Origin of the sequence: Mucilaginibacter metallidurans, assembly GCF_003286435.2 — a bacterium.
In the GTDB taxonomy this organism is placed as follows: Bacteria; Bacteroidota; Bacteroidia; order Sphingobacteriales; family Sphingobacteriaceae; genus Mucilaginibacter; species Mucilaginibacter gossypii.
In genome coordinates this window covers 4688932-4713556 of sequence record NZ_CP043449.1, presented here as the reverse complement: position 1 = coordinate 4713556, position 24625 = coordinate 4688932, and the positions used below count along the sequence as shown (strand labels likewise).

Genomic DNA, 24625 nt, shown 5'->3' with positions numbered 1-24625 from the left:
TACCTTTGGCTCTTTAACAGAGCATAAGTATATTTACTGTTTCAAGCTGCAAAGATATGAATAAACGTTGGGCGCTAAAGGATAATACAAACCATGATGATGTAATAAAATTAGCCGCCCAACTCAACATTGATACCGTACTAAGCGCTATGCTTGTGCAGCGTGGTATTACCACCTTTGAAGATGCCCGCTATTTTTTCAGGCCCGATCACCGGCATCTGCACGATCCATTCCTGATGAAGGATATGGAAAAGGCCATCCTCCGTATTGAGCAAGCCATAGCAGCAGGCGAAAAGATCATGATCTACGGTGATTACGATGTGGATGGCACCACAGCTGTCGCGCTAACCTACAGTTTTTTCAAAAAGCTGTATACCAATATTGAATATTATATCCCCGACCGCTACAAAGAAGGTTATGGGATATCTACCCAGGGAATTGACTATGCTGCTGAGCACGGAATCACCCTGATCATAGCGCTGGACTGCGGCATTAAATCAGTTGATAAAATTGACTACGCCAATGAAAAAGGCATTGATTTTATCATCTGTGATCACCATTTGCCAGGCACATCTATTCCGGCAGCGGTAGCGGTGCTTGATCCCAAACGCGAAGATTGTGAATATCCATATAAAGAATTATCCGGCTGCGGCATTGGCTTCAAGCTGATCCAGGCCTATGCCGAAAAAAATAATATTCCAATTGAAGAAGTAAACTGCTATCTCGACCTGGTGGTGATCAGCATCTCCTGTGATATTGTTCATATCACAGGAGAGAACAGGGTGCTAGCTCATTTCGGCCTGCAAAAAATAAATACTGACCCATGTATAGGCGTTAAAGCCTTGATGGAGATAGCGGGCAAGACAGGGACATATACTATATCGGATGTTGTATTTTCGCTTGGTCCGCGGATTAATGCAGCCGGCAGGATAGACGACGCCAAACATGCGGTTGAATTACTGATAGCTACCGATAAAGACGTTGCCAAAGAAAAAAGCGCCATGATCAACGTGCGCAATACCGAGCGAAAAGGGCACGATCTTAACATTACCGACGAAGCGCTTGGCATGATAGAAAGTGATGAGGTGCTTATAGCCCGTAAATCAACCGTGGTGTTTAATGAAGATTGGCACAAGGGAGTTATTGGTATTGTTGCCTCAAGACTAACCGAAAAATATTACCGACCAACCATTGTGCTTACCCGTTCAAACGGGCATGTAGCCGGGTCGGCACGTTCGGTTTTAGGATATGATTTGTATGAAGCGCTTTGTGGCTGCAAAGATCTGCTGATCCAGTTTGGAGGGCATAAGTATGCAGCGGGCCTTACCATGGCCCCCGAAAATCTTGAAGCTTTTATTGAAAGGTTTGAAGAGGTGGTAAGCTCTACCATAAAACCCGAACAATTGATACAGCAAATACAAATTGACGCCGAATTACGTTTAAGCCAGATAGAACCAAAATTTTTCAGGATCCTGAGTCAATTTGCTCCTTTCGGACCTGAAAATATGGCGCCGGTTTTCATAAGTAAAAATGTGTATGTTAGTGGTAACGCCGGTTTGGTTGGCGGCTCGCACATTAAAATGAGCGTAATGCAGGAAGGATCGGCAGCGTTTGATTGCATAGCCTTTAACCACGGCCAGTACCTGGAACAATTAAGGCCGGGTGTTCCGTTCGAAATGTGCTATTCGATAGAAGAAAATGTTTGGCGCGAAAGAAGAACCATACAGTTGAATGTGAAGGGGATAAGGTTTAGTGATTAGAGGTTGGTGATTGGAGATTAGTTGGGCTGGCAAATAGTTCATGGATCATAGTTCATAGTTGAAAGTTTTTATCAGCGAAATCAAAAGAATCAACGGTTAAAACTAATCGGTGAAATCAAAATAAACAATCGGTGTAATCCCGGTAAAAAAATGATACTAAGAGCAGATAATTTAGTTAAGAAATACAAGCAGCGTACCGTTGTTAACGACGTGTCTTTTGATGTGGCACAGGGCGAAATTGTTGGTTTACTTGGGCCTAATGGCGCGGGTAAAACCACATCATTTTATATGATAGTAGGTTTGATAAAACCTAATGAAGGTACTATTCACCTGGATGATGAAAACATAACCCAGGACCCCATGTACCGCCGTGCCCAAAAAGGGATAGGCTACCTGGCGCAGGAAGCCTCGGTATTCCGCAAACTTTCGGTTGAGGATAACATCAAAGCCGTGCTGGAAATGGGCGATATGTCAAAGGATAAGCAAAAAGACAAGCTGGAAGAGCTGATCGATGAGTTTAGTTTGCACAAAGTGCGTAAAAACCGGGGCGACCTATTATCGGGTGGTGAGCGCCGTCGTACAGAAATAGCCCGAGCGCTTGCTGCCGAGCCTAATTTTATCCTGCTGGATGAGCCCTTTGCCGGGGTTGACCCGATTGCGGTAGAGGAGATCCAGGCGATGGTGGCCAAACTGCGTACCCGCAACATCGGGATATTAATAACCGACCACAACGTGCAGGAAACGCTGTCGATCACCGACCGCGCATACCTGCTTTTTGAAGGTAAAATATTAGAATCAGGCGTACCCGAGGTATTGGCTGAGAATGAAATGGTGAGGAAAGTGTATCTTGGGGCAAACTTTGTGCTTAAAAGAAAGGTTTTTCCTCAATAATAGCCCTATGACCCTCTTTAACTCCGTATTTACCTGGTTCATGAAAAAGCGTATCCACCAGATAGAGCTTTTTATGAAGTACCCTAATGAAGTGCAGGAAGAATGGTTTGAGCAACTGGTATCGGTTGCTGAAAACACGGAGTGGGGCAAAAAACACCATTATAAAAGTATCGAAAATCTGGGCCAGTTTAAGGAGCGGGTACCTATACAAAATTATGATACGTTAAAGCCTTACATCGAGCGGATGCTCAAAGGCGAAAAAAATGTGCTGTGGCCTTCAGAGATCCGCTGGTTTGCCAAATCATCGGGCACTACCAGCGACAGGAGCAAATTTATCCCGGTAAGTGAGGAAGCGTTGGAAGAATGCCACTTTAAAGGCGGTAAGGATCTGCTTACCATTTATTTTAATAATCAGCCTAACGCGCGTATGTTTACAGGGAAAATCCTGACGCTCGGGGGCAGCCACCAGATCAGTCAGTTAAGTCCGGATACTTCCTTTGGAGATCTTTCGGCGGTGATCATGAAAAACCTGCCCATGTGGGCCGAGTTTCACCGTACACCGCATTTAGACATCGCCCTGCTCGAAAACTTTGAGGAAAAAATTGAGAAGATAGCCCATGCTACCAAGGATGTTAATGTTACCAGTATCAGCGGCGTACCCACCTGGAACCTGGTGTTGTTTAAACGCATCCTGGAGATCACCGGCAAAAATAACCTGCTTGAAATTTGGCCCAACCTGGAAATGTATTTCCATGGCGCGGTGAATTTTACACCTTACCGCGAGCAGTTTAAAAAGCTGATCCCTCACGAGGATATGTATTACCTCGAGAATTATAACGCTTCCGAAGGCTTCTTCGGCATACAGGATACCAAAGAACCCGGCGATATGCTGCTGATGCTTGATTACGGTGTTTTTTACGAGTTTTTACCGATCGAAAACCTTCACGATGAAAACCCTGAAACACTTACCCTTGATGAGGTGGAACTAAACAAAAACTACGCGCTCATTATATCAACCAATGCAGGCCTGTGGCGCTACATGATAGGGGATACCATTAAGTTTTCGTCACTTTCGCCGTTCAGGATCCAGATTACCGGTCGCACAAAGCATTTTATTAATGCCTTTGGCGAGGAGGTGATCATTGATAATGCTGAACGTGCTTTGGAAGAAGCATGCCTTCAAACAGGAGCTGTGATCAGGGAATACACCGCTGCCCCAGTTTATTTTAACGGCGATGAATGCGGTGCCCATGAGTGGATCATTGAGTTTGAAAAGAAACCGGCCGAGTTTGAGCGTTTTGTTGACCTGTTGGATGAAACCCTGCGCCGCATCAATTCTGACTACGACGCCAAGCGTTTTAAAGACCTTGCACTGCGCCGCCCGATAGTACGCCGCGCACCTGATGGTACTTTCTTTAACTGGATGAGGGAAAAAGGAAAATTAGGCGGTCAGCATAAGGTACCACGCCTGGCTAATGACAGGGAATATGTTGATGCTATTTTGAAAATGATGGACGGGGCTTTTCAGAATCAGGACTTTAAGAATTAAGAAGCAAGAAAAAACGAATTAACAGGCCAGACGCCTGGTGATAGTTACCACTCACTCGGCAGGAGCCGAGCGTCAGCGGGAATTAGAATCAGGATTGTAAAAGTCAAGCGACAAGAAAGATTAGAATACTCTGTTCTGCTATATAACCGAGCGTCAGCTCATAATTATAGCCGCAACATCCTCCCAGCAAATCCAATGCTCATTTAAATGCCCGCCGCCATATTTTATATAAAATGCCCGGTAGGGGGTATTTTTTGCAATGCCAACGCATAAGCTTTTCGTGTGCTGCGTTTCAAGCCAGTTTACTGCATTAAGTAATAGGCCTGTTCCTATCCCTTTTCGCTGATATTCCTTAAGTACATAAAACGATTGGATCTCTGCATCTTTTTCATACCGGGTAGTTAAATGAACAGCGATATAGCCAATTATAGAATTATCTGCTACAGCTTTAAACAAAACCCGCTGCGGTTTGGAAGTGGCTGGTGATTGCGCTGCGAACCATGTTTTCCAGCGGTATTGCCGGGTTTCAAAATCAATATCATGAGGTTCAACCAAGCTCGGAAATGAAGCCATTTTGCTCCTAATCTCCACGTTGGTGATCTCATCAATATCGTTTGTTGTCGCAGGTAATATCTCCATAAGTAAGAATTATTGGCAAGCCTCCCAAATTTGCACCGCTTCCGCAGCCTCCTTCACGTCATGCACCCTCAAAATATTGGTACCTTTCGTCAATGCAATAGTATTTAAAGCTGTAGTACCATTCAACGCCTCTTCCGCCGTATTCCCCAATAAACCGTAGATCATCCTTTTACGGGAGATACCAGTAAGCACCGGTAAACCCAATATATTAAATTCATTCATCCGGCTCATCAGTTCATAACTATGCTCCGCTTTTTTAGCAAAGCCGAAACCTGGGTCAAGGATCACATCATGTACCCCAAGGCGTTTTAATTCGCTGTATTTCGAGATAAAATAATCAAACACCTCACCAAATACATCATCATATTTGGCTAGTTGGTTCATGGTTTGCGGGGTGCCTTTCATATGCATCAAAATATATGGCACCTGCAGGCGGGCAACAGTAGCAAACATGTCAGCATCAAGCATGCCGCCTGATATATCATTGATAATATGTGCGCCGCCCTTTACAGCTGCTTCGGCAACATTCGCCCGGAAGGTATCTATCGACATAATAACCTCCGGGAATTGGGCAGCAATAGCTTCAACAACAGGCAATAACCTGTCCGTCTCTTCCTGTGCTGAAATATCAACCGCTCCGGGGCGTGATGAGTATGCGCCGATATCCAGAAATGTTGCACCATCGGTCAGCATTTTTTCTGCTTGTTGTAAGGCTTCATCAACGCCGGGTTTGCGGCTGTCGGCAAAAAACGAATCGGGTGTGATATTGATAATGCCCATCACTTTTGGCGATGAAAGATCAATCAATCGGCCCCCGGCATTAAGTGTAACTTTTTTACGGAAAAATGTATTTTTAGTCACGGTTAGTTAAGTGTTACAAAGTTATAATACGGCAAAGTTAACTAACTTTACAGGCGCAGGCTTCAAAACCTTCCAACATTTAAGCTTTACAACGTTACAACAAACAAAACACATCATCTTTTGACTAATACAGCAGCAGAATACGAAGGCGTTATTAATATATGTAAGGGCCTATTCATGAAAAAGACCCGCGATTATGGCACCGCATGGCGCATCCTCCGTCCGCAATCCATTACTGATCAGATTTTTATCAAGGCCCAGCGAATCCGCACTTTAGAAGAGAAGAAAATTTCAAAAGTGGGCGATGATATCACCGGCGAATACATCGGCATTGTTAACTATTGTGTGATAGCCATGATGCAGCTGGAATGCGGCCCCGAAATGTCGACCGAGCTTAACCCTGATCATGTGAGCCAGATGTTTGACGAGAAGGTGAATGAAACCAAAGAGCTGATGTTTGCCAAAAATCATGATTACGGCGAAGCATGGCGCGATATGCGCATCAGTTCATTGACAGATCTGATACTGATGAAACTGCTCCGCGTAAAACAGATAGAAGATAATCAAGGCCTTACAGAAGCTTCAGAAGGTGTAAAAGCCAACTACCAGGATATGCTGAACTATGCCGTTTTCGCGCTGATCAAGCTTAATATACATCTGGGCAAATAAAGCTTATGAAAAATACATCATCAAATAGCGCTGTAATATGGATCCCACGCTTATTGGTGGGCTTGTTGTTTATATTTTCGGGAGCGATCAAAGCCAATGATCCGTTGGGCTTTTCGTATAAGCTGGTTGAGTATTTCGAGGTATTTCATATCACGTTCCTTAACGGCCTGGCGCTAACGATGGCGATTGTGCTTTGCGCGCTTGAAATGCTATTGGGTTTTGCTTTGTTGATAGGTGCGCGAGCTGTTAAAGTTGCCTGGGGCTTGTTATTGCTGATTATCTTTTTTGGCTTTTTAACTTTTTACTCGGCCTTTTTTAAAGTGGTGCAAACCTGCGGCTGCTTTGGCGATGCCATTCCCTTAACACCATGGCAGTCCTTCAGTAAGGATATGGTTCTGCTTGCTTTGGTGCTGGTATTGTTTGTAAAGCGCAAAGAAATTAAGCCATTATTTAGCGCGAAGGTTGGCGATAAGTGGCTGATCTGCGCTGCCGTAGTTTCGGTTGGCTTCGGCGTATACACTTACAACTTTTCGCCGGTCATTGATTTTTTGCCATACAAAATAGGTGCTAACCTACCCGATGAAATGAAGATTCCGCCCGGTGCACCTCTTGACGAGTTTGAACTTACCTATCACCTCAAAAACAAAAAGACTGGCGCTACCAAGGTGATGAACGATAAGGAATACCTTAAAAGTAATATCTGGAAGGACGCCAGTTGGGAAGTTGTTGGTGACCCGGAAAACCGCCTGGTGAAAAAGGGATATGAGCCTAAAATTCGTGACCTGGCTATCCAGGATGAACAGCGGAACGATTATACCAAAGAATTACTTTCGAGCCCTTTTTATAGCCTGTTCATTGTAGCCTATGATTTGAGCGAAACAGATAAAGATGCGATCAATCGCTTAAACGCATTGGCCATTAATTTGACTGATAATTATAATATCCGTACCGTACTGCTCACTTCAAATTCCGCAGCCGATGCCAAAGCGTTTGCCAAAGAGCATAAGCTGATCAGCGAGATCTTTTATGCAGACGGTGTTCCGCTGAAATCAATGGTGCGTTCCAATCCGGGCGTTTTGTTAATTAAGAATGGCACCGTTATTAATAAGTGGCATTATCATTCGGTGCCTAAATACGAAGACATAGTAAAGGAATACTTACAGAAATAACCAAATGATCCCTTACCTGCTCCGCAAATTAATGTACGGGCTGGCAGTAATGCTGGGGGTAGTGTTTGTTGTTTTTTTTCTGTTCAATATCCTGCCTGTGGATCCTGCCCGCATGACCCAGGGACAGCGTGCCGACGTACAATCGCTTCAGGCCGTACGCAAAGAGTTTGGGCTGGATAAACCGGTGCCGGTGCAATTTGCCTATTATCTGAATGATCTTTCCCCATTAGGTATCCATCTTAATACGGCTGACGAGCAACAGCGCTACGGCTATGTAAAACTATTCCCGGTGAGCAAAAGCAAAGTGCTGGCGTTGAAATGGCCTTATTTAAGGCGTTCATACCAAACCCGTAAAGATGTAGCTTCATTATTGATGGAAGTGATCCCGAATACACTGGTGCTTGCAGCTGCCGCTATGATCTTCGCTATCATTATCGGTGTTTTTTTGGGCGTGGCAAGCGCGGTGAACAAAGATACCTGGATTGATAAGCTGGCTATTAGTTTTTCAACACTGGGCATTTCTGCCCCCTCTTTTTTTGCCGGGATTATCATTGCCTGGACCTTTGGTTTTGTGCTAAGTAACTACACGCACTTAAATATGTCGGGCAGTTTGTATAGCTATGACCCGTTTAAAGGCGAAGTGATCACACTGAAAAACCTTGTACTGCCGGTAATTACTTTGGGTTTGCGTCCGTTGGCCATTATTGTACAGCTTACACGCAATGCGATGCTTGATGTTTTGGGGCAGGATTACATCCGAACTGCCAAAGCGAAAGGATTAAGTAACCGGACGATTATTTACCGTCATGCACTTAAAAATGCCATGAACCCCGTAATTACCGCCATTGCCAACTGGTTTGCGTCGCTATTGGCAGGTTCGTTTTTTGTGGAATACATTTTTGGTTATAACGGATTGGGCAAAGCCACGGTTGACGCTTTGGAAATGTCGGATTTTCCGGTGGTGATGGGCTCTATATTGTTTATCGCGTTTATATTTGTGGTGATCAGTATCCTGGTGGATGTTATCTATGTTTGGATAGACCCGCGAGTAAAATTAAGCTGAAGGAATTTTTATGAAATATTTTATTGTGGGCTTTATGGGGTGTGGCAAAACAACCTGGGGCCGCAAACTGGCCGCCAAATGGGGCTATGAATTTATTGATCTTGACCATGTGCTCGAAGCCAAAGCAGGCATGAGCATAGCCGAATATTTTTCCTCATTTGGTGAAGATGCATTCCGTAAACTGGAATCGCAGGTATTGAAAGAAACTGAATATGCCGAAAATACGGTGGTATCAACCGGTGGAGGATTGCCTTGTTTTTTTGATAACATGGATTGGATGAATGCCAACGGTAAAACCCTCTACATAAAACTATCTCCCAAAACCCTGGCCGACAGGTTGGAGAACAGCAAAACCATTCGTCCGGTATTGCAAGGGAAAAAAGGTGATGAACTAATTGAATTTATAACCGGCAAACTGGCCGAGCGCGAAGGCTTTTATCTGCAGGCAAGCAACATCGTTGAAGGGATAGATATGTCGGTTGAGAAGCTGGAAGAGGCGTTGGGGTATAATTAACCTCTACGATGTCATTGCGAGGTACGAAGCAATCGCATGCTGTGCAGGGCGGATCTGCTTATGTGCGATTGCCACGCTATCGCTCGCAATGGCATGAATTTTATATATTCTGTATCTTACCTCAAATAAACCGCATCCTCTTCACCATCTTCTTCGTCAAGCACTACATCAACATGTTCTTTAATAACGGTTGAAAGGGCTACACCTGCAAAGTCAGTAGTGATAGGGAAACTTTTATGATTGCGGTCTACCAGTACCGCGGTACGGAGCTTTTTTAGCGGAACATCTAAAAACACACCAAAGCCATAAGCAAGGGTTTTACCGCTGTTCAGCACATCATCAACCAGGATCACTACTTTATTGCTGCACTCTTCAACCTCAAAATCAATATTGGCGCTCAGGCTGCTGCTTTGTTTTTCCAGCTCGATGGTGATGATACGGCTTTTGAAAGGCGCAATGCCGTCAAGTATGGTTTTCAGGCGTTCGGCAATGTGGTTACCGCGCGGCAGAATACCGGCTATCAATATTTCATCCTCGTCAAAATTATCCTCCAGTATCTGGTAGGCCATCCTGTCGAGCTTTTGCTGGATCTGTTGCTTATTTAATATGAGAAGCTTTTTTTCAGGCATTTTTATCAGCATTATTTGTTGCTCTTTTTAAAAGAGCTTTTATGCGGAATGGTGATAAAACTACATTAGGTTTATTTCCCGCACGTCTCAAATTTATATAAATAAAACTTACTTAGCGTAAGGGAAAAACACAAAGTTTGCGCCTTCGGGAACCACTACAAATACGCACATAAATTGGTACGGATCTTTGTAGCTGTTAACAAAGCGCTCTTTCAGTACAGGCTTTATAACGTCTCGTTCTACAAATTCTTCCAATGTAGAAGCATGAATGCTCCATTCCGAGTTTAAATCATGACGATCAAGGATTAATTCGCCTAAACTAAGTTCGTGCTGATGAGCTATGAAAATAGGGTAGGAAGAGAGTCCTTCGTTAATGATCTCTTCGGCTATCTCTTTAATTGAGTCGTTAAAATATTTCAGGTCACGCTCCAAACTTATCAGCGGACTCTCAGCCGCCGGTTTGTTGCGTTCATTTCCTTCGTTAAGCAGTTCTTCAGGGTTCATGACCGTTGATTTTTTTGATTACGCTGATTTCGTTGATTTTTTGGTATTTCACTGATTATTAGATGATTAAACCGATTTGTTTTTGTGATCGTACCGATTCTTAAACATCATAGCTATGAACTATCAACCATGAGCCATGCGCTAAGAACAACTAATCTCTAACCTCCAACCTCTAATCTCTTAACAAAAGTAACACCACATTCTCCACGTGCTGGGTATGCGGAAACATATCTACCGGCTGAATTTTAACCGTATCATATTTTTCTTTTAGCACCAGCAGGTCACGGGCCTGGGTGGCGGCATTGCAGCTTACATAAACAATTTTAGGGGCTTCAATTTCCATTAAGCGGGCTACTACATCAGGGTGCATGCCGGCACGTGGTGGGTCGGTAATGATCACATCCGGTTTGCCATGCTCAGCTACGAAATCGGCCACCAATACATCTTTCATATCACCGGCATAAAACTTGGTGTTGGTGATATTATTAATGGCCGAATTTACCTTAGCATCTTCAATGGCAGTAGGTACATACTCAACACCAACAACTTCGCGCACGTGACCGGCAACAAAGTTGGCAATGGTGCCGGCGCCCGTGTAAAGGTCATAAACCAGTTCATCGCCTTTAAAATCAGCGAAATCACGGGTTATTTCATACAGACGAAGTGCCTGGATGGAGTTGGTCTGGTAAAATGACTTAGGCCCTATACGGAACTTGATGCCATTCATTTCCTCGTGGATATATTCGGGGCCTTTAAAGGCTACAACATCCTGGTCAAAAATAGTATCGTTCTTTTTCTGGTTTACGATATATAACAATGAAGTTATTTCCGGGAAACGGGCGTCAATATGGCTCATCAGGCTATCGATCTCGCTTTGTTCTGCGTAAGCGAAAACTACAATCACCATGATCTCGCCGGTTGATGAGGTACGTACAACCAGATTGCGGAGCATACCGCTGTGATTACGCAGATCGTAATACGTATAACCCTGTTGAATGGTAAAATCACGGATCTCATTACGCAGACTGTTGGAGGGCTCGGCCTGCAGGTAGCAATGGTTTACATCTAATATTTTATCAAACCTGCCCGGAATGTGGAAACCCAGGGCATTCATATTTAACGTGCCGTCTTCCTTGTTTTCACCATCATAAAGCCAGCGTTTGTTGGAGAAGGTAAACTCAAGCTTGTTACGGTAATACCTGTCGGCAGGCGAAGGTACGATAGGCATAATGCCTTCAACGTTGATCTTAGCCAGGCGACTTAAAGCATCGACAACCGATTTTTGTTTGAATTTAAGCTGGGCCTCGTAGGTCATGTGCTGCCATTTGCAGCCACCACAGGTGCCGAAGTGTTCGCAAAAAGCTTGCGTGCGGTATTCAGAAGCTTGTTTTAATTCGGTGATCTTGCCTTCGCCGAAGTTTTTCTTACTACGGTATAGCTGTACATCTGCCACATCGCCGGGTACGGCCTTATCTACAAAAAGCACAAAGTCATCGGCTTTGCCTACCCCTTTGCCTTCTTCGGCAATGTCAATGATCTGTACATTCTCAAAAAACTTTGGTTTGTTAGCTTTACTCATCAGGCTGCAAAGTTAACCCTATTTATTTAATCCTGAAAATGGGAGAGGAGGGACAAAAGAAAGCCGGTCGCCTTTAAAAGACGTTACGATACTAAAACAAGCTTTTTAAACAAATAAGCTTAGCAAATATTTAACCATATCAGTGGTATCGATATCTTCTATCTCAAATTGCTCATCAATCAGGTCGGAAAGCTCTGTTAGTTCGCGGCTCATAAAACAAAAAATTTACTATGCTAACATAGTAAATTTTAAACTAAAAACCAAATCGGTATAAAGTTTAATTAATAATCAGCAAAGATTTCCGAAACCTTTGCTGATTAACGCATACAATAACTAATTTTTATCCCAGTTTATCTTGCGCGAAAAGTACATCAATACAGCTATAATGATAAACAGCGCGATACTGCCAACCATTAAGGCAAGATCTTCCAGTTGAATGATCACAAAGATGAAGGTATAAAAGACAGCCAAAATAAAGGCGAACAGTAACGCCGCCTTCCCGTTTTTGAGCAGGGATGATATAAATACCGATATAAGCGCTATGGTTGATACAGAAGCAATTAGATAAGCCATGTTGTAGCCAACCTGCTCTGAAAACGATAATAGCAACGTATAATAAATAACCATAGCCGCACCAATCAGTATGTAATTGAACATATGTATCGGTTGCTTGCGGATAACCTCGGTTAAAAACAAGGAGATAAAGGTGAGCAGGATAATGAATATCGCATACTTACTGGTACGCATGGTTTTCTGATACTGGTCAACCGGGAGACGAAGTTTTACACCAAAAGTGGCCTCTTCCAGTTTTTTGTCGTTATCCAACGTTTTTTGCTGACCGGTCCACTGTTGCGGGAATGGCCGGTTGTAATACATCATACGCCAGCTGGCGCTAAAGCCGCCGGTGTCAACTTTAGCATCATCGGGGAGGAAATTGCCATCAAAGCTCGGGCTGCTCCAGTTGCCATTTACCCGCACATCGGTAGTTTTACCCATTTGTAAAAAGCTTAATCCTTCACTGCCTTTCAAATCAAGCGTGAAATCAAATGGAATTTCGTTATTGTTTATTGCTGAAAGATTAACACCGGCTTGCAAACCATTGCCAAATACGGATTCAAGTGAAGGTTCGGCGCCAAGTATGGGTTGAGTTGTTTTTATAACTGGGTTACTTTTCAAACCTTTCAGATCGCTCACACTAAATTCAAACCTGGCTTTGTTTAAAAGAAGCTGGTTTATATTTATACCGAGTGAGGAGAGATCAAGCCTGGCAAAATTACCGCTTACTTTTACCTGCGTATTGTACACCGCCACGTCAAAAATGCCCCGGTGCCTAAGCTGTGTTGTAAGGCCTGCCTTAATGTGAAGGTTGTCGGGCAAAATGTACAGGTTTTCTATAGGCGCCTGCTTAGCGGTATCGGTCATATTTATTCCTTTTTTATAAGGGATAACCAATATAGGGCCTTTGATGATCTGGCTGGCCGACCAGCTTTCTGATACCTCTTTGGCCGTTTCACCCTGTCTGACTGCACGTTCGGTTACCAGGTTTTGGACGAACGCTGATGGAATTAAGAGTAAAAGCGCCAATAGCCCGATAAAGATCAATTTAAATGTTGCCGACTCCCTGAGCCAGCCCAATGTTGTTTGTTTTGGTGATTGTTCCTCTATCATGATTGTTTAAATATGAAGTACTTTGTATTTCAAAGTTTATAATTAAAAAGAAAGGGCTCTTTGTTAAGCCTGTGACAAATATAGTATAAAGTACTTTGTATTTCAAAGTAAATAATGGAGATTTTTACTCAAATAGTTAAAAACTGTTTGAAGGCCGGTCAGATAGCTATCAAATAAATTCATTGCCGTTGACTTTAGTCGACGGAATTATTGCCGAAAGACAGAAGGCTTTAGCCGAAATACAGCTTGGATTTGGGCTGAAGCCCGGCTGTCGACTTCTTTAATCCGTTGACTAAAATCAACGGCAATAAGTAGGTCTTCCTTTAGGTAGTTTTTAATTGAAAGGTATTCTTACACCGAAACCGCAGCCTTAACCAGATAAGGTAAAATCTCTTTCTGAAAAGAAACAAAATTTTTCCTCACATCCGAATCGCTTACCGAGGTAAAGGCGAAACTGAACACAATGCTTTTACTGCACTTGATCAGGAAGCGTAAGCGCTGCTGGTAGGTTTCGTGCTTGCGGATACCTGGCAGCTGGATAAACGATGCCATAAGCAATTCTTCCAGCTCATTAGAGAGATTTTTTAAAAAATCCTGGGAATTGGTTGATTCTCGGATAAAGTCCCAGCCAATAAACTCGTTACAAACGGTGTAGGAGAGGCGGCAGGTTTTCATGATGAGGTTGTTGAGATAGGCCTCTTCATCAATATCGTTGGCGTTGACTTGTACCAGGTCGTCAACACTGGCTTTAATGTAGTCCATCAGCAGTACGTGTAATACTGCCTCTTTGCTGTCGAAGTATTTATAGATGGTTGCCTTGGCAATTTTTGCCTTTTTGGCAATTTCATTAACACTGGTTTTATGGTACCCGAATTTGCGGAAAAGTTCCTGTGCCGCCCGCTTAATACTATCTTTTATTTTATCGGCTTCCATTAATTAGTTACTTGAATTTCAAACTGGGTAACAGCTACCCTATAGGTTCTTAATGCCTTTGTTGCCGGGGCTTTTACCGGTGTGCCATCTTCAAGGCTAAACTTTGAACCGCTGCAGGGATCGGTTACCGTAAAGCCTGTATTGTCAATTGTTACGGCGCATTTTTTTTCGGGCTGATAGCTGCTGCACCTGTCGTAGGCGGCATAAGTGCCATTCACTTTACGGTAAATGATCAATCCGGACACACCATAACCATTAATGGCCACCGCGCCGCCCGCAACGTTAAGGGGGCTCAATGCCGGTGTGCCCAACGCGGCCTGGAAATTAACAGGTACGCTCGGTACATTATCGGTTGCTTTTCCGCACGAAAAGCAACCGATAACTACCAATAATATTATAGTGAGTTTCCTCATAACATTTCAGTTTGGAACTGTTTAAGGAAACGTACATCGTTTTCTGAAAACAGGCGCAGGTCGCGGATCACATATTTTAGGTTGGCGATACGCTCCATACCCATACCAAAGGCAAAACCTGTATATTTTTTACTGTCGATACCGCAGTTTTCCAAAACGTTAGGGTCAACCATGCCGCAGCCTAAAATCTCTACCCAACCGCTGTGTTTACACATGTTACAACCGGCACCACCGCAAATGGTACACGAAATATCCATCTCGGCTGATGGCTCGGTGAACGGGAAGTATGACGGACGGAAACGTACCCTTGTACCTTCGCCATAAAGCTCCTGTACAAAGTGGTAAAGGGTTTGTTTCAGATCGGAAAAAGATACATTCTCATCAACATATAAACCTTCAACCTGGTGGAAAAAGCAATGTGCACGGGCTGAAATAGCCTCATTACGATAAACCCTGCCCGGCATAATTGCACGGAATGGTGGTTTGCCTGCTTCCATCATCCGTACTTGTACCGATGATGTATGGGTACGCAGCGCAATATCATCTTTACCATTATTCTTTTTAATAAAGAAGGTATCCTGCATATCACGTGCAGGGTGCTCTTCGGGAAAGTTCAGGGCCGAGAAATTATGCCAGTCGTCTTCAATTTCCGGTCCTTCGGCAACAACGAAACCTAAGCGCTTAAAAATATCGATGATCTCGTTACGAACCAACGACAGCGGATGGCGTGAGCCAACAGTAAAGCCATCACCGGGTAAAGTAAGGTCAAGGTCATTGCCTTTGCTTTGAGTGCCTGTAACAATGTTTTCTTTTAGTTCGTTATACTTAGCCTCGGTCAGTTGCTTAAACTCGTTAAGTACCTTGCCAAAGGTGCGTTTCTCTTCCGGACTAACGCTTTTAAACTGCTCAAAAAGGTCTTTAATAATACCCTTGGTGCCTAAAAATTTAATACGGAACGCTTCCAGTTCGTCGGCATTGGCTGGCGAAAAAGCATTGATCTCGGCGGTATATTGGTCTATCTGAGCTTGCATTATAATGTATTTAAAAATTGTTCGGCTGTTAAAACCGGTATTGTTGAATTTTTATAGTCTTTTATATTTCGGGTGATGATGGCATCGCAATTATGTTTTTGGGCAATGTGAAATTGGATGGCATCTTCAAAATCTGTGATATCACTTAATATTGCTGTTTCTATTGCATCGAATTCGAAAGGCAACACTTTTGCAGAATTAAACAGATTCTTTAAATTCTCCTTGGCTTTCAATATCCCAGCCTGTTTCCTCAACACGTAAACTATGTTTGCTATTACCAATGAGGAGGTTCGCAATTCGATATTTCTTTTTATGCACTCAATTAGCAGTATCTGAGTGTGAAAGAAAAAAGGTTCCCTTTTCAAAAACATGTCCAGTAAAACATCGCTATCCAGAAAGAGGCGTTTATAAGCCATATTTCTCTTTGAAGTATTCCTGTTTCATATCGTCGTAGCTCATATCCGGATTAGGATCTTTCACTATACCTGTAAGTTGTGTTATCCATTCAGGTATTTCCACATTTTTATACTTCTCTTTTATCGGATCGTCCTTTTTTTCCTGCTCTGCTATGCCATCAAGAAATTCCTGCACCAGTTTGGATACACTGGTGTGCTGCCGTTTGGCATACTCCTTAACAAGAGATAGCGAATCGGCCTTGACACTCAAAGTTAACTTTGTACTTTCCATAAAAAGGAATTATATCTACAAATATAAAAAAACTACGCGTGTTATTTAAGCACTCCCAGTTGCTTCCCAACCTTAGTAAACGCTGCGATAGCTTTATCAAGGTGGTGCATATCATGCGCTGCCGAGATCTGTACCCTGATCCTTGCTTTACCCTGCGGTACAACCGGATAGTAAAAGCCTATTACATAAATACCTTCGTCAAGCATTTTGGCTGCAAATTCCTGGGCCAGCTTGGCATCATATAACATAACCGGGACTATAGGATGCACGCCGGGTTTAATGTCAAAACCAGCTTCGGTCATTTTTTGACGGAAGTATTGCGTATTGCTTTCCAGTTTATCGCGAAGCTCTGTGGTTTCGCTTAGCATATCCAGTACCGCAATTGAAGCGCCGGTAATTGCTGGTGCCAAAGTATTAGAGAACAAATACGGACGCGAGCGTTGACGTAGCATATCAATAATTTCTTTACGACCAGATGTAAAACCACCCGATGCGCCACCCAAAGCTTTACCTAATGTACCGGTGATGATATCAATCCTGCCCATCACATTATGATGTTCATGCGTACCACGACCATTTTTGCCCATAAAGCCCGAACAATGGCTCTCATCTATCATTACCAGCGCGTTGTATTTATCGGCCAGGTCGCAGATTTTATCTAACTGGGCAATGGTGCCGTCCATGCTGAAAGCACCGTCGGTTACGATGATGCGGTGGCGTAACTCCTGTGTTGCTTTTAATTTTTCTTCCAGGTCGGCCATATCATCGTGCTTGTAACGGTAGCGTTGGGCCTTGCAAAGGCGCACGCCGTCAATGATCGAAGCATGGTTCAGTTCGTCAGATATGATAGCGTCCTGATCGTTAAATAAAGGTTCAAACACGCCGCCGTTGGCATCAAAAGCCGCAGCGTAAAGTATGGTATCTTCAGTGCCCAAAAATTCAGCTATCTTTTTTTCAAGCTCTTTGTGTATGTCCTGTGTACCACATATAAACCGTACAGACGATAAACCGTAACCATGCGTATCCATGGCATCTTTGGCGGCCTGTACTACTTTGGCATTACCCGATAGGCCGAGGTAGTTATTGGCGCAAAAGTTAATTACTTCGGCACCGCCCTGAACAGTAATATCGGCGCCCTGGGGCGAAGTAATGATCCGTTCCTTTTTGTATAACCCGGCGTTTTCAATTTCGGTTAACTCCTGTTGTAAAACCGGCTTTAGTGTGTTGTACATAGCATGCGTGTTTAAAGAGGGCAAAATTAAGCATTCGCGGGCATTTGATAGGGTTTATTAAACCTTAAATAATTATTAAGTGAATAATAAAACATTTTTAAGCCCTAATGCATTACACATAAGTAACATATGAGAAAATATATACTACTATTAATCACGGCTTTCAGTGTAATAACCGCCTCCGCACAGCAATCCCTTTTAACAGGGAAGATAACCGATAAAAACGGGCAGGTTATTCCATTTGTTTCTATTTATATCCGCAATTCCACCTATGGTACAACGGCCAACGAAAACGGAATTTACCAGTTTAAACTTGCCCCCGGTACCTATAACGTCATATATCGCTATGTTGGTTATACTGAAAAGATTGAAGAGGTTACCATAGCTGATCATGACCAGGAGCATAATGTACAAATGGCCGATGAAGTATTTGCCACCAACAGGGTAGCCGAAACCTATCGTAAAAACCGGGATGCTGCCGATACCATCATGAAGCAGGTGCTAAAAAAACGTAAGTACTATATTGAGGAAGCTACTTCGTACTCCTGCGCGGTTTACATCAAAGGAGTGCAAAAATTACTGAGCGTACCTAAATCATTGTTGGGGCAGGAGGTAAGAAAAACCCTCGACCTGGATACCAATGGCCGGGGAATCCTTTATCAATCCGAGTCACTATCTGAATATAATTTTCAAAAGCCCAACAAGGTACGGGAGATTACCATTGCCAACCGGATGGCTGGCCAGAATACAGCATTTGGCTACAAAAAGGCATCTGATCTACAGGCTAATTTTTACCAGAATGTATTTACTATAAACGGGTTAGCTACCCGTGGCTTTGTTTCTCCGGTTGCTTCATATGGTCCCAGGTTTTATAATTACAAATTGCTGGGAACTTCTGTTGAAAATGGCCATACCATCCACAAAATCCAGGTGATTCCGAAACGCGGGCATGGTCAGTATTTTCAGGGCGATATTTATATTGTTGACGGCGACTGGCGTATTTATAGCGTTGACCTGTTTATTGAAAATAAAACAAGTAACCTCAACCTGGTTGATACATTAAAGATCAGGCAGCAATACGTAGCCATAACCGATAGCGTATGGATGCCTGCATCAACCCAATACAGTTTTAAAGGGGCCGTTTTCGGATTTAAATTTGGCGGATATTACGCCGCTGTTTATAATAACTACAAAATCAACCCGACATTTCCTGATAATTTTTTTACCGGTGAGATACTGAAAATTGATACGGTAGCTAATATAAAAAAACCGGGCTACTGGGCCGATGCAAGGCCCATACCTTTAACCGCTTTTGAGGATCGTGATTACAAAAAAAAGGATGCCTTTGAAGAATATAAAAAGACGGATACTTATCTGGATTCGCTTCAGCATCATAAAAATCATATCAACTATCCTGGCTACCTGATTTTTGGTTATGCCGCCAGCAATAAAAGCAACAGGGATTCATTATACATCTTCCCGTTCATACAAACCTTTTATTACAACACGGTTGAGGGTTTTGGTATTAACGCAAAGGTAAGCTATATCCGTACCATTGATGATTTTCATTCATTGACAATTACACCCGCCTTGCGTTATGGTTTCTCTAACAAAATCTTCAGCGCCAACATGGGTTTTGAGTATAAGAACGATCCTTTCCATAACGCTAAGTTTTATGCTGATTTTGGCAGCGATGTGCTTGATCTTAACAATGTAGGCACGCGTTCCTTATATTTCAACACGCTGAGTACGCTTCTGAGCGAAAATAACTATGTTAAATATTACCGAAGCCATTATGGCGATTTCGGCTATCAGCGCGAAGTGTTAAATGGCGTGTTTTTAAAAGGAGGTTTGTCGTATTCAAGTCGCTCGCAGCTTTACAATACGTCTTTTAGCAAGATAAAGGATATTAAAGATCGCCAGTTTACATCAAATAATCCATTAGCCCCTCCGGGTACTCCGGCAGATGATCATTCCTTTTTGTTTCCGGATAACCAGGCGCTGGTATTTAACGCATCGGCTACTTTTACTTTTGATCAGCGGTATGAAACCCGCCCCACCGGCAAGTTTAATCTGCCTTCAAAATATCCAACCTTAACGGTAAACTACCGTAAAGGGTTTAAAAATATCATCGGCTCGGATGTAGATTACGATTTTGCTTCTGTCGATCTCTCGCAGGACCATATCCGCGTAGGCCTTTCGGGCTATTCATCATTTAAAGTATCGGGCGGAGGCTTTTTCAATAACAACAACCTGTACTACATGGATTATAACCACTTTTTAGGTAACCAGGGTACCACTTTTGATCCTACCTATGTAGGTAGTTTCCACTTCCTGCCTTTTTATACCTATAGTACCAACGGTGCGTTTTTAGAGGCGCATTACCAACATAATTTTGCAGGTTCACTATTTAATCATATCCCGTTGTTAAGAAAGTGGAAGCTTGAAGAAATTATCGGTGCCAACTACCTCACCACAAAAAATAACCGCAATTACCGCGAGTTTTACGTAGGTGTACAGCGCCTAATTTTCCGTGTTGACTACGGTATCTCCTACGCCGGCGATAAAAAATACATCCAGGGCTTCAGGATCTTTTACGGGATAAGGTAAGCTTAAAGCCGAAAGCTGAAAGCAAAAAGCTTTTTAGAAGCGCTCGGTTTTTTTAGCTTTAAGCCTTTTGCTTTGAGCTTTGAGCTCAATTTCGTATCTTTGCGTCGCTCATTTAACACTGTTTGCAGCAGTATCAATGATTTTATGAAAATGTACAATACCCTACTATACTATTGTTATTCGACAATAGCTAATGCGGAGCAATTTGCTGCCGATCATTTAAAATTTTGTAAAAGCTTAGGTTTAACCGGGCGCATTATTGTGGCCGATGAAGGGCTTAACGGTACTGTTTCTGGTACCGTTGAGGCATGTAAAACCTATATGGATACCGTACACGCCGACGAGCGTTTTGCCGGTATCGACTTTAAAATTGATGAAGTAGATACGCCTTCCTTTGTAAAAATGCACGTGCGTTATAAATCAGAGATCGTACACTCTGGACTGCGTGACCCTAACGTTATCGACCCGAAACAAAAAACCGGCAAACACCTGGAGCCAAAAGAGTTTTTGGCTATGAAAGACAGGGACGATGTTGTTGTTTTGGATGTGCGCTCAAACTATGAACACTCATTAGGCAAATTCAAAAACGCGGTAACCCTTGATATTGAAAACTTCCGTGATTTTCCGGCAATGATCAATGAGTTGGCGCAATATAAGGATAAAAAGATCCTGACTTATTGCACCGGTGGCATCAAATGCGAAAAGGCATCGGCCTTGTTGTTGCACGAAGGTTTCCCCGAAGTGTACCAGTTGCATGGCGGCATTATTAAATATGGTAAAGAAGCGGGCGGCGAGGATTTTGAAGGCAAATGCTATGTGTTTGATAACCGCCTTTCGGTTGATGTGAACAGCGTTAACCCGGTTGTTATTTCAACCTGTTTAAATTGCGGCAAAACCACACCAAAAATGATCAATTGCGCCAACCCCGAGTGCAACGAACATTTTACCCAGTGCGATGAATGCGGAACCGCTATGGACGGCTGCTGCAGCGATGCTTGTAAAGAGCATCCGCGTAAACGGGTTTATGATGGTACCGGGTATTATGTAAAAGTACCTCAACCGGTAAATGTGAGTAAAAACAAACTGCAGCCAATAGCATAACAGCTGTGGCACAATTAATTATATAAGGCTTACCCTCAAGGGTAGGCTTTTTTATTTTGTCGGGTACAAACACTACTTTAGCAAATTGAGCCGCTACATCCTATGCGTAAAACCTTGTGTATTATTATCGTTCTTGCTTTTATATCGGTTTGGCCCGCGTGGTCGGTAGATATTAAGAGCGTAGGTGTTCCGTATGTGCAAAATTATACAAAGGCCCTTTACCAGTTTGGTAACCAAAACTGGTCGGTAACGCGCGATGAGCACGATATCATGTACTTTGGTAATGCCGAAGGCCTGCTCACCTTTGATGGTAAATACTGGCAGCAGTACCACATGCCCAATGGCTTAATTGTACGCTCAGTTAGTGCTGATGGCAAGGGCAGGGTGTATGCCGGCGGATATGGTGAATTTGGCTATTGGCATAACGATGGTAAGGGCATTTTAAAATACACCTCGCTGATTAGCTTGGTACCGAAAAACTTTTTACCGGTAACCGAAGAGATCTGGAAAATATATTGCGATAACAACAGGGTGCTTTTCCAATCATTTGGTGCTATCTATATTTATTCGGCTGGTAAAATTGAAGTGGTAAAAACACATGAGCCGTATTTGTTCCTTTTTAAATGTGGCAGCCGCTATTTTGCAGAGCAATTAACAAAAGGGCTTTTTGAGCTTAAAGGTTCAAGGCTTGAATATATTGAAGGCAGCAATATTTTAGGTGCAAGTGGTGTGTTATCTATTTTGCCATTTCAACAGGGGAAATATCTCATTGGTACGGCAAAAAATGGTTTATTTATCTACGATGGTAAAACAGTTAAGCCATGGGTGAGCCAGGCAAATGATTTTTTAAAAACCTACCAGTTGAATAATGGCGCGGCCATCGCCGATAAGTATTTCGCCTATGGTACCATTCTTAATGGTATTGTGATCGTTGATACTGCCGGTCGTGTAGTGCAGCATATCAATAAAGCCAGCGGTATGCAAAACAATACGGTGTTAAGCCTTTATACTGATGCCAGCCAAAACCTTTGGGCCGGACTGGATAATGGTATCGATAGAATTGAGGTTAACTCGCCTTTGTATTTTTATTTCGATAAAACCGGGAAATTCGGTACGGTTTATTCAAGTATCATTTTTGATAAAAAGATCTATCTCGGCACTAACCAGGGGCTATTTTACAGCGATTGGCTGCCCGATAATCATAACAGCCCCTTTCAAACATTCGACTTTAAACTGATCCCCGGTTCGCAGGGGCAGGTGTGGGATTTGTCGTTACAGGATAATAGGTTGCTTTGCGGCCATAACGACGGAACCTACCAGGTAAACGGAGCTTCGTTAAAAAAGATCTCGGATGTAACAGGCGGTTGGACCATTAAGAAAATGGCCCCCGATATGCTCATGCAGGGTACTTATACCGGCCTGGTGATCTACCGGAAAGATGCCGCGGGCAATTGGCAATTCAGCCATAAATTAGCGGGTTTCAGTGAACCTTCACGCTATGTTGAACGTGATGCCAAAGGTCAAATTTGGGTAAGCCACGCTTATAAGGGTATTTATAAACTCACTTTAAGCGCCGATCAGCGCACTGTGGTATCTCACGTTTATTACGACCAAAAACAGGGTTTGCCGGGTAGTTACAACATTAATGTATTTGATCTCGATAACCGCACGGTTTTCTCGTCAGATTTGGGTTTTTATGTGTATGATGATATTACCGACAGGTTTTATAAATATCAGCAACTTAATAGCAAACTGGGCACATTTGCCACCTCAAGTAAGATCATTAAGGCCATAGGCAAAAAATACTGGTTTATTAACCAGGGCAGGGTAGGTTTGGCCGATATGTCTGTTACCGGGAAGCTAACCATCGATACCAACAGGTTTTCAATCCTGAACGGACAGATGGTACAGCATTATGAAACTATTAACCGTATCAACAACTCAACCTATTTGATAAGTGTTGATGACGGGTTTGTGATATTAAACGATGCAGATGCTCAACTGCCCAATAGGATCAAAATACCTGATGTTTTGATCAGGAGGATAGAGAATGTTACCGATAAGGTATCGTTGATAACTGAAGCAGCAGAACAGAGCAATAACATTGAAATACCTTACGCCGAAAACAACATTCGCATAAGTTATTCTTTGCCCTATTATACGCAAGCCAAAATAAGGTTTCAGTATTATCTGGAAGGCTATTCGCATCAATGGAGTGAGTGGATGCCGCAAAGCCAAAAGGAGTTTACCAATCTTAACCAGGGTACCTATAATTTTAAGGTGAGGGCTAAGATCAATGATCAGTACCAATCTGCCGTTTCAACAATAACTTTTACGGTATTGCCGCCATGGTATGCCGGCAAAATAGCGCTGGTGTTTTATGTATTGCTGGCTGTATTGCTATTTTATGTGATCAGGTATTACTACGGGCTTAAATTGAAAAAACATCAGCAGCAGATCCAACAAAAGCTGCAGAAAGAGAAGGAAGAATTTTTGAAGCAGGAGGCTATAGCTAATGAACAGCATATCATCAACATAAAAAATGAACAGCTGCAAGCCGACCTCGCCAGCAAAAGCCGTGAACTGGCGAATTCGGCCATGAACATAGTTTACAAAAATGAACTGCTGCAAAAAATAAGCGACGAGTTAACCCACCTGAAAGGGGGCGATGGTAAGAAACTTGCCGACGAACAATTGCGCCGCATCCAGAAAGTGATTGATGAAGGTATGAGCGATGAGCGTGACTGGAACATTTTTGAAACCAGTTTTAACGAAGCGCACGAAAATTTCTTTAAAAAATTAAAAGCCGGTCACCCCGACCTGGTGCCAAATGACCTTAAGCTATGCGCGTACCTGCGCATGAACATGAGCAGTAAGGAGATGGCTTCATTGCTTAATATTTCATTACGCGGTGTTGAAATTAGGCGATACAGGCTGCGTAAAAAGCTCAATTTGGAGCATGATAAGAATCTCACCGAGTTTCTCATCGAGCTTTAACACTACATCATTACCTCTCATGGTGTCATTAATACATCAATCCGGTGTAGCCGGTTGTGTAGTATGTACGGTATATACTTTGCGTATGCATGTATTTAATTATCAGTATATTATAAAATAGTAAAA

General features: G+C 42.9%; 22 protein-coding genes. 10 read left to right on the top strand and 12 right to left on the bottom strand.

Annotated features, from left to right (window positions below; all coding sequences use genetic code 11):
- The first annotated feature begins 56 nt into the window (after positions 1–56).
- The 3 genes from recJ to DIU38_RS19890 all read left to right on the top strand — a co-directional run bounded on the left by recJ (position 57) and on the right by DIU38_RS19890 (position 4200).
- Positions 57–1760: a single-stranded-DNA-specific exonuclease RecJ gene (gene recJ / locus DIU38_RS19900; protein ID WP_112652691.1), complete on the top strand. Its 1704-nt coding sequence runs from the start codon at positions 57–59 to the stop codon at positions 1758–1760.
- Between the two features lie 150 nt (positions 1761–1910).
- On the top strand, positions 1911–2651 hold the full coding sequence (gene lptB / locus DIU38_RS19895; RefSeq protein ID WP_112652690.1) for an LPS export ABC transporter ATP-binding protein: 741 nt from the start codon (positions 1911–1913) through the stop codon (positions 2649–2651).
- A gap of 7 nt (positions 2652–2658) precedes the next feature.
- Entirely contained in the window at positions 2659–4200 is a 1542-nt protein-coding gene (locus DIU38_RS19890; protein WP_112652689.1) for a GH3 auxin-responsive promoter family protein, read from the top strand.
- A gap of 153 nt (positions 4201–4353) precedes the next feature.
- On the opposite strand, the gene DIU38_RS19885 is transcribed toward DIU38_RS19890, so the two are convergent.
- Both DIU38_RS19885 and folP read right to left on the bottom strand, forming a co-directional pair.
- Positions 4354–4839, bottom strand: a complete 486-nt coding sequence (locus DIU38_RS19885) for a GNAT family N-acetyltransferase (protein ID WP_112652688.1) — start codon at positions 4837–4839, stop codon at positions 4354–4356.
- A gap of 9 nt (positions 4840–4848) precedes the next feature.
- Entirely contained in the window at positions 4849–5700 is an 852-nt protein-coding gene (folP, locus tag DIU38_RS19880) for a dihydropteroate synthase (RefSeq protein ID WP_112652687.1), read from the bottom strand.
- Between the two features lie 177 nt (positions 5701–5877).
- On the opposite strand from folP, the gene DIU38_RS19875 reads away from it, so the two are divergent.
- The 4 genes from DIU38_RS19875 to DIU38_RS19860 are packed head-to-tail and all read left to right on the top strand — an operon-like array spanning position 5878 to position 9115.
- A complete protein-coding gene (locus DIU38_RS19875) occupies positions 5878–6369 on the top strand; it encodes a DUF1599 domain-containing protein (protein WP_090534301.1) in 492 nt (163 codons plus the stop codon).
- A 5-nt stretch (positions 6370–6374) separates the two neighbouring features.
- Positions 6375–7538 carry a BT_3928 family protein gene (locus DIU38_RS19870; RefSeq protein ID WP_112652686.1) on the top strand — a complete coding sequence of 388 codons (1164 nt, stop codon included), beginning with the start codon at positions 6375–6377 and terminating at the stop codon, positions 7536–7538.
- Between the two features lie 4 nt (positions 7539–7542).
- Positions 7543–8601 (top strand): ABC transporter permease, encoded by a 1059-nt coding sequence (locus DIU38_RS19865; protein ID WP_112652685.1) that lies wholly within the window; start codon positions 7543–7545, stop codon positions 8599–8601.
- Between the two features lie 10 nt (positions 8602–8611).
- Positions 8612–9115, top strand: coding sequence for a shikimate kinase (locus DIU38_RS19860; protein ID WP_112652684.1), 504 nt, complete (start codon positions 8612–8614; stop codon positions 9113–9115).
- Positions 9116–9231: 116 nt separating this feature from the next.
- Here DIU38_RS19860 and DIU38_RS19855 read toward each other — a convergent pair whose 3' ends face one another.
- From DIU38_RS19855 to kbl, 10 genes are all read right to left on the bottom strand, one after another.
- A complete protein-coding gene (locus DIU38_RS19855; RefSeq protein WP_112652721.1) occupies positions 9232–9744 on the bottom strand; it encodes a phosphoribosyltransferase family protein in 513 nt (170 codons plus the stop codon).
- A 108-nt stretch (positions 9745–9852) separates the two neighbouring features.
- The gene (locus DIU38_RS19850) at positions 9853–10248 is read right to left on the bottom strand and encodes a hypothetical protein (RefSeq protein ID WP_112652683.1); all 396 of its coding nucleotides are present in this window, start codon (positions 10246–10248) and stop codon (positions 9853–9855) included.
- A 172-nt stretch (positions 10249–10420) separates the two neighbouring features.
- Positions 10421–11827: a 23S rRNA (uracil(1939)-C(5))-methyltransferase RlmD gene (gene rlmD / locus DIU38_RS19845; RefSeq protein ID WP_112652682.1), complete on the bottom strand. Its 1407-nt coding sequence runs from the start codon at positions 11825–11827 to the stop codon at positions 10421–10423.
- 333 nt (positions 11828–12160) lie between these two features.
- Positions 12161–13495 carry a cell envelope integrity protein CreD gene (gene creD / locus DIU38_RS19840; protein ID WP_112652681.1) on the bottom strand — a complete coding sequence of 445 codons (1335 nt, stop codon included), beginning with the start codon at positions 13493–13495 and terminating at the stop codon, positions 12161–12163.
- 351 nt (positions 13496–13846) lie between these two features.
- Positions 13847–14428, bottom strand: coding sequence for a TetR/AcrR family transcriptional regulator (locus DIU38_RS19835; RefSeq protein ID WP_112652680.1), 582 nt, complete (start codon positions 14426–14428; stop codon positions 13847–13849).
- On the bottom strand, positions 14428–14841 hold the full coding sequence (locus DIU38_RS19830) for a Rieske (2Fe-2S) protein (protein WP_091172165.1): 414 nt from the start codon (positions 14839–14841) through the stop codon (positions 14428–14430). The genes DIU38_RS19835 and DIU38_RS19830 overlap by 1 nt, the downstream gene beginning before the upstream one ends.
- The gene (gene pheS / locus DIU38_RS19825) at positions 14838–15872 is read right to left on the bottom strand and encodes a phenylalanine--tRNA ligase subunit alpha (protein WP_208057760.1); all 1035 of its coding nucleotides are present in this window, start codon (positions 15870–15872) and stop codon (positions 14838–14840) included. Before pheS ends, DIU38_RS19830 begins: the two co-directional genes overlap by 4 nt.
- Entirely contained in the window at positions 15872–16288 is a 417-nt protein-coding gene (locus DIU38_RS19820; protein ID WP_112652678.1) for a type II toxin-antitoxin system VapC family toxin, read from the bottom strand. Before DIU38_RS19820 ends, pheS begins: the two co-directional genes overlap by 1 nt.
- A complete protein-coding gene (locus tag DIU38_RS19815; RefSeq protein ID WP_112652677.1) occupies positions 16278–16559 on the bottom strand; it encodes a DUF6364 family protein in 282 nt (93 codons plus the stop codon). Before DIU38_RS19815 ends, DIU38_RS19820 begins: the two co-directional genes overlap by 11 nt.
- Before the next feature lie 41 nt (positions 16560–16600).
- Positions 16601–17791 carry a glycine C-acetyltransferase gene (kbl, locus tag DIU38_RS19810; protein ID WP_112652676.1) on the bottom strand — a complete coding sequence of 397 codons (1191 nt, stop codon included), beginning with the start codon at positions 17789–17791 and terminating at the stop codon, positions 16601–16603.
- Between the two features lie 129 nt (positions 17792–17920).
- Here kbl and DIU38_RS19805 point away from each other — a divergent pair, with 129 nt between their 5' ends.
- From DIU38_RS19805 to DIU38_RS19795, 3 genes are all read left to right on the top strand, one after another.
- Positions 17921–20401 (top strand): DUF5686 and carboxypeptidase regulatory-like domain-containing protein, encoded by a 2481-nt coding sequence (locus tag DIU38_RS19805; protein ID WP_112652675.1) that lies wholly within the window; start codon positions 17921–17923, stop codon positions 20399–20401.
- Positions 20402–20545: 144 nt separating this feature from the next.
- Positions 20546–21502 (top strand): oxygen-dependent tRNA uridine(34) hydroxylase TrhO, encoded by a 957-nt coding sequence (gene trhO, locus DIU38_RS19800; RefSeq protein WP_112652674.1) that lies wholly within the window; start codon positions 20546–20548, stop codon positions 21500–21502.
- 102 nt (positions 21503–21604) lie between these two features.
- The gene (locus DIU38_RS19795) at positions 21605–24499 is read left to right on the top strand and encodes a triple tyrosine motif-containing protein (RefSeq protein ID WP_112652673.1); all 2895 of its coding nucleotides are present in this window, start codon (positions 21605–21607) and stop codon (positions 24497–24499) included.
- The last annotated feature ends 126 nt before the right edge of the window (positions 24500–24625 follow it).